Here is a 6260-nt window from a genome sequence, read left to right as displayed (position 1 = left end):
GAGTAGGACGCCGCCGAACAAACTTTATGGAAATGCCCTGTACCAGAGGTTCTGGTACAGGGCATTTCTGCGTTCAGGGCCTGCGTCTAAGGTCGGAGTATGCGCTACGAACTGATCATTTTCGACAATGACGGCGTCCTCGTCGACAGCGAGCCCCTCTCCAACACCATCCTCGCCGCCTATCTCACCGAGCTGGGGCACCCCACCTCGTACGAGGACTCCCTCCGCGACTACATGGGGGCCGCCGTCCACCGCGTCCACGACCTGATCGAGGAGCGGACAGGCCGCCGTCTTCCCATGGACTTCGACGACACCTTCCACACCCGTGTTTTCGCGGCGTTCGAGCGGGAGTTGGAGCCGGTCGAAGGTGTGGTCGAGGTGCTGGGGAAGCTCGCCGTGGACGGTGTGCCGTACTGCGTCGCCTCGTCGGGGAGCCATGAGCGTATCCGCGTGGGGCATCGCAAGACCGGGCTCGACCGGTGGTTCGAGGACCGGGTCGTCTTCAGCGCGCAGGATGTCGGGCGGGGCAAGCCGGCGCCGGATCTCTTCCTGTACGCCGCCGAGCGGATGGGCGTCGCCCCGGGGCGCTGTGCGGTCGTGGAGGACAGCCCACTCGGAGTCGCGGCGGCCAGAGCGGCCGGGATGGATGTGTACGCGTTCACGGCGATGACGTCGGCCGAGAAGCTCGCTGGCGCCACCGCGTACTTCTCCGCCATGGCGGAACTGCCCGGGCTGCTTGGCTGATCCATTGCCTGATCCTGGGTGTGATCCATCTATCCACGGCTAGGGGAGCGCCCTACGCTGTCCGGCCATGACAGACACGGCGGGCGCGAAGGGGCGTGCTCGGCTGCGGCGCGGCCGGGTCTCGCTGGCGCTGAGCTTTTTCGTCCAGGGCGCGACGTTCGCTCTGCTCGTGACCCGTATCCCCGCCGTCCAGGACCGGTACGGGGTGTCCGACGGGCTGCTCCCCGTGTTTCTCGCCGCCGTTCCCGTCCTCGCCGGGGTCGGCAGCGTCGCCACCGAGAAGCTCGTCGCGCGGCTGCGGCCGGGGGTGGTGCTGCGGTGGACCCAGCCCGTCGTCCTGCTCGCACTGCTCGGCGTCGGTGCCGGGGACGCGGTGTGGCAGCTCGCCTTCGCCCTGGGGGTGTTCGGGCTCGCGGTCGGGGCGCTGGACGCGTCCATGAACATGCTCGGGGTGAGCCTTCAGCGGGCGTACGGGCGCAGCATCATGCTGGGCTTTCATGCCGCGTACAGCCTGGGCGGTATCGCCGGGGCCTCGCTGGCGTGGGCGGGGGCGCACTGGGATCTGCCGCTGCTGGTGTCGTACCTCCCGGTGGTGGCGGTGCTGCTGCCGGCGGCGCTGACAGGAAGCCGTTGGTACGCGGATGCCGCCCGGCAATCCAAAGCCGAAGGGCCCGAGGCCGGCACGTCTGGAGCCAACGTGTCTGAAGTCGGGGTGGCGGAAGACGATCGTGGCAGTGCTGCCCAACCGGTTGCGTTCAGGCTGCTGCTGCCGCTCTGTCTGGTGATGGCCTTCGCCTATATCGGCGACTCCACCGTGTCCAATTGGAGTGCCAAATATCTTCAGGACGTGCTGGGCGGTTCGGAGGAGCTGGCGACCGTTCCGTACAACGCCTATATGGTCACCACGCTGCTGGGACGTGCGGTGGGGGATCTGGGGGTGCGGCGGTTCGGTCCTGTGGCTGTCGTACGGTGCGGGTCGCTGCTGGCCGCGGCCGGGTTCGGGACGGTCGCGCTGGCGTCCGGCGCGTGGGTGGGGATCCTGGGGTTCACACTGCTGGGGCTCGGGCTGTGTGTGGTCGTGCCGCAGACGTTCGCGGCGGCCGGGCGACTGTTTCCCGCCTCCAGCGATGCCGCTGTCGCGCGGCTCAACGTTTTCAACTACGTGGGCTTTCTGGTGGGATCGCCGCTGGTGGGAGCGCTCGGGGACGCGTGGAGCTACCGCGGCGCGATGCTCGTACCGATGGTGATGGTTCTGGTGACTCTGGCGTACGCCCGCTCGTTCGGGGCGGATCCGGCCCTATACGGTGGCGGGCATGAGCGTTCGCGCGCGGTTGATGTGGGATGACGGGGTAACGGGATACGACTTCGGGTCCAGCCATCCGATGGATCCGGTACGGCTCTCGCTGACCATGGGGTTGGTGCGGGCGTACGAACTGGACAGGGCGGTGGAGGTGACCTCCGCGCCGGTGGCCGGGGACTCGACACTGCGGCTGGTCCACCACCAGGAGTATGTGGACGCGGTACGGCGGGTCTCGCTGGACCCGCGTGCCGCTGACGGATCGTACGGGCTCGGCACGATGGACGACCCGGCTTTCGAGGGGATGCACGAGGCGTCGGCGCTGATCGCGGGGCTGTCGGTCGGCGCGGCCGAGGCGGTGTGGCGCGGAGAGGCCGCGCACGCCGTCAACTTCGCGGGCGGGCTGCACCACGCCATGCCGGGGTCGGCGTCCGGCTTCTGCATCTACAACGACGCGGCCCTGGCGGTGGCCCGGCTGCTGGAGCTGGGCGCGGAGCGTGTCGCGTACATCGATGTGGATGTGCACCACGGCGACGGGGTCCAGACGGCGTTCTGGGAGGACCCGCGGGTACTGACGATCTCGCTGCACGAGCATCCGCGGACTCTCTTTCCGCAGACAGGCTGGGCGGAGGAGACCGGCGGCGGCGCCGGTGAGGGCAGTGCCGTGAATGTGGCGCTGCCGGCCGGGACCGGGGACGAGGGCTGGCTGCGGGCGTTCCACTCGGTGGTGCCCGAACTGCTGGCGGACTTCCGGCCCGAAGCGCTGGTGACCCAGCACGGCGCGGACACGCACTTCGACGATCCGCTGGCGCATCTCGCGGTGTCGCTGGACGCGCAGCGCGCGGTGCAGGCGTCGTGCCACGAGCTGGCGCACGAGTATGTCGAGGGCGGGCGGTGGGTGGCGCTCGGCGGCGGCGGTTACGCGGTCGTGGATGTGGTGCCGCGTTCCTGGACGCATCTCGTGGGGATCGCGGCGCACGCGCCCGTCGACCCCGAGTCCGCGGTGCCGGAGTCGTGGAAGAGCGAGGTGTACGCGCGGACACGGCAGTTGGGCCCGGGCCGGATGACGGACGGGCGGACGCCGGCCTGGCAGCCGTGGGACGCCGGTTACGATCCGGCGGACCGGCTGGACCAGGCGGTCCTGGCGACGAGGAAGGCCGTGTTCCCGCTGCGGGGGCTGCTGCCGTAGCGCAACGCGGCGAAACGCGGTGCCAGGGCCCGCGAGCCCAGCAAGACCCACACGAGGGGCCCTAGGTATTCGGTGGCCCGTCCGTCCGTTACGCCAACTGTGGGGTGTACGCGGGGTTCCGGCCCGGGCGGGCGCCGGACGCGGAAGCATCGGCAGGGTGTTGAGCACCGGAGCGCTGCGGGCGCATCTGCTGGCGGCCGGTCTGGCCGGGCCCGTGGCCACCTCGCGGGAGGACAGTCTGCGCAGCTACCGTCTCTTCGCTGCCCGGGATCCGCGTGTCATGCTCGGTCTCGATCCCGAAGGGGCGTGGGGCGAGCGGGATGTGCTCGGTCTGATGGCCGACAGATGCGGGGTGTCGCGCGATCCCGGACGGGTGACGGGCACTGACGCGATCGACCCCGAGCTGACGCTGCGTGCGCTGGACGCGTTCGCGGGGCGGCTGCGCGCGGCCGTGGAGTGCGGGGCTCCGGTGCTGTTGGGGACGGGGCACCCGGAGCGGCTGCTCGGTTTCTACGCGGCTCTGGCAGACGCTTTGTCGGCGGCGGGATGTCTCGTACTCAGCCCGGCGCAGGGGCGATGTATCGACATAACGACCCGGTTCGGAGTACGCACGTACCGTCTGGACTACGTACGGGGAGTCGCGTTGGTGCGGACGGCGGGCGTGCGGAGCGGCGGGCGTGAGACCGGCGCACATACCCACTCGCCGCTGCCGGTCCGGGCGGTTCTCGACGGTCTGGCGCGGTCCGGCGGGCCGCTTCCCGGACTGGTCGTCGGCGATCACGGATGGGTCTGCGGAGCAGGTCAGCTAGGCATTGAGGCCATCGGTCCCGCCGATACGGATGATCCCGCGCTGTTCGTCGGAGAGGCCGAGGGGCGCGTGTCGGTGGCCGTTCCGCTCTGGGGAGGCGCGCGGTCGCCTTACTACCTGCCGCTTACGCGCTATGTACTCAATCGGGCGTGTCTGTCACAGTAGGCGGCCGTAGGCTGCTCCTCTTCCCCACTCGTATCACCCGCCCCTAGTCTGGATGTGAGCGCACAGCGACGAAGAGTTACCGGAGGGGAAGCCGGTGACCGTCGGGTGCGGAAGGTACAGGTGGGTCATGGCTGCTGGCAGCGAGAGGCCTCTCAACGAGGTCAAGTTCCTTACCGTGGCGGAAGTCGCCTCGGTGATGCGTGTGTCGAAGATGACCGTGTACCGCTTGGTGCACAGCGGTCATCTGCCGGCGATCCGGGTGGGAAGGTCATTCCGGGTTCCGGAGCAAGCGGTTCACGAGTATCTCCGCGAGTCCTTTGTGGGGGTTGAGTCCGCCTAGGACATCCCTCGGATTACGTCCCTCACTCGGTGACGGGTAGGCTGGGCCGACGTAGGTCGTGTGGGCCCAGACGCCCCGCACCGAGTGAAGAGAAGTGAGCGAGGGTAGTCGTGGGCTCTGTTATCAAGAAGCGGCGCAAGCGGATGGCCAAGAAGAAGCACCGCAAGCTGCTCAAGCGCACCCGTGTTCAGCGTCGCAACAAGAAGTAGGCGGCTGCTGTTCGCGCATTCGCGGCCCTTCCACCGGCTTGGTGGGAGGGCCGTGGTGTTTGCCGGTGAAAGTACTGTGCGACGCGTCGTACGGTCGTCGCCGCGTAATGCCGACCGGCTACGGTGACGCGTAGAGGAGACCTTCGGGGAGTCCTTCAGAGAGAGCTTTTCTAGCGGAAGGCGCTGATTCGTGGGCAAGGTCGTGCTCGTGACGGGAGCGGCCCGGCAGCTCGGAGGCCGTTTCGTACGGCGTGTTCAACGCGATCCCGGTGTCGAGCGGGTGATCGCGGTGGACGCGGTCGAGCCCGCCCATGAGCTGGGCGACGCGGAATTCGTCCGCGCCGATATCCGCCGGCCCGCCATCGCGCGGGTGCTGGCCGAGCATCCCGTCGACACGGTCGTGCATATGGATGTGACGGGTACTCCGCTGGGCACGGGCGGCCGGGCCACGGTCAAGGAGACCAATGTCATCGGCACGATGCAGCTCCTGGGCGCCTGCCAGAAGTCGCCGTCCGTGAAACGGCTGGTCGTCAAGTCCAGTACGAGTGTGTACGGATCGGCGCCCCGCGATCCGGCGGTTTTCACCGAGACCACTCCGCCCAAGTCGCTGCCGAGCGGCGGCTTCGCGAAGGACGCGGTGGAGGTCGAGGGGTATGTACGGGGCTTCGCGCGGCGCAGGCCCGATGTGGCGGTCTGCGTACTGCGTTTCGCGAACATCCTGGGGCCCGCGGCCGATTCACCGCTCGCCGAGTATTTGTCCCTGCCGGTTCTGCCGACGGTTTTCGGTTATGACCCGCGGCTCCAGTTCGTCCATGAGGACGATGTCATCGACGTCCTGATGATCGCCTCGGACGAGCCGAGGCGCGGCACCCTCAACAGCGGCACCTTCAATGTCGCCGGGGAGGGGGTGCTGCTGCTGTCGCAGTGCTCGCGGCGGCTGGGGCGGCCGACGGTGCCGGTGCCACTGCCCGCGGTGACGTGGGTCGGCACGGCGCTGCGCACGGTCGGGATGACGGATTTCTCGCCGGAGCAGATCAGGCTGCTGACGCATGGCCGGGTGGTGAGCACGGACCAGATGCGCGAGACACTGGGTTTTGAACCGACGTACTCGACCGCGGAGGCCTTCACGGACTTCGCGCGCGGCCGGGGCGCCGGGCTGCTGCCGCCCGAGGCGGTGGCCCGTACGGTCGACCGGCTCACCGGTCTCGTCAGCAAGGAGCGCACCTGACATGCCTGATGCCAAGGTCATCCCCTTCGGTGATGAGCCGCGGTCGAGGCGTGGCTCCGGCGGCGGCCGGCGGCAGCACGCGCAGCACGGGCAGCCCGCCAAGGAGTCGGCGGCGAAGCGCGCGGGCAAGAGCCCTGGCCCGGGGGCCGGGGCGGGCTCCGGATCGGGTACTGGGCCGGGTACGGGTTCGGGTTCGGGTCCAGGGCGTACGACGGGTCCGCTGAAGCCCGTACCGGAGCATGACGTACGGGAGCGGGATGTGCGCGAGCAGGACCAGGAG

At 69.2% G+C, this 6260-nt stretch carries 7 protein-coding genes and 1 pseudogene; all 8 read left to right on the top strand.

Annotated features, from left to right (window positions below; genetic code table 11):
• Positions 1-99: 99 nt before the first annotated feature.
• Positions 100-744 carry an HAD family hydrolase gene (locus WH07_RS07820; protein ID WP_046496998.1) on the top strand — a complete coding sequence of 215 codons (645 nt, stop codon included), beginning with the start codon at positions 100-102 and terminating at the stop codon, positions 742-744.
• A 67-nt stretch (positions 745-811) separates the two neighbouring features.
• On the top strand, positions 812-2089 hold the full coding sequence (locus WH07_RS07815) for an MFS transporter (protein ID WP_046496995.1): 1278 nt from the start codon (positions 812-814) through the stop codon (positions 2087-2089).
• On the top strand, positions 2058-3230 hold the full coding sequence (locus tag WH07_RS07810; protein ID WP_046497000.1) for an acetoin utilization protein AcuC: 1173 nt from the start codon (positions 2058-2060) through the stop codon (positions 3228-3230). The genes WH07_RS07815 and WH07_RS07810 overlap by 32 nt, the downstream gene beginning before the upstream one ends.
• 157 nt (positions 3231-3387) lie before the next feature.
• The gene (locus WH07_RS07805) at positions 3388-4203 is read left to right on the top strand and encodes a phosphatase (RefSeq protein ID WP_046496992.1); all 816 of its coding nucleotides are present in this window, start codon (positions 3388-3390) and stop codon (positions 4201-4203) included.
• Between the two features lie 127 nt (positions 4204-4330).
• Positions 4331-4543 (top strand): helix-turn-helix domain-containing protein, encoded by a 213-nt coding sequence (locus WH07_RS07800; protein WP_014046653.1) that lies wholly within the window; start codon positions 4331-4333, stop codon positions 4541-4543.
• A gap of 110 nt (positions 4544-4653) precedes the next feature.
• On the top strand, positions 4654-4752 hold the full coding sequence (locus tag WH07_RS37225) for a 30S ribosomal protein bS22 (RefSeq protein ID WP_003948845.1): 99 nt from the start codon (positions 4654-4656) through the stop codon (positions 4750-4752).
• A 190-nt stretch (positions 4753-4942) separates the two neighbouring features.
• Positions 4943-5980, top strand: a complete 1038-nt coding sequence (locus tag WH07_RS07795) for an NAD-dependent epimerase/dehydratase family protein (RefSeq protein ID WP_046496985.1) — start codon at positions 4943-4945, stop codon at positions 5978-5980.
• Between the two features lies 1 nt (position 5981).
• A pseudogene (locus WH07_RS07790) lies at positions 5982-6260 on the top strand (hypothetical protein); the annotation flags it as partial.

It is taken from the genome of Streptomyces odonnellii, from assembly GCF_000981895.1.
GTDB lineage: Bacteria > Actinomycetota > Actinomycetes > Streptomycetales > Streptomycetaceae > Streptomyces > Streptomyces odonnellii.
Note: the sequence above shows the minus strand (reverse complement) of the source record. Positions and strands in the feature narration are given on the sequence as shown.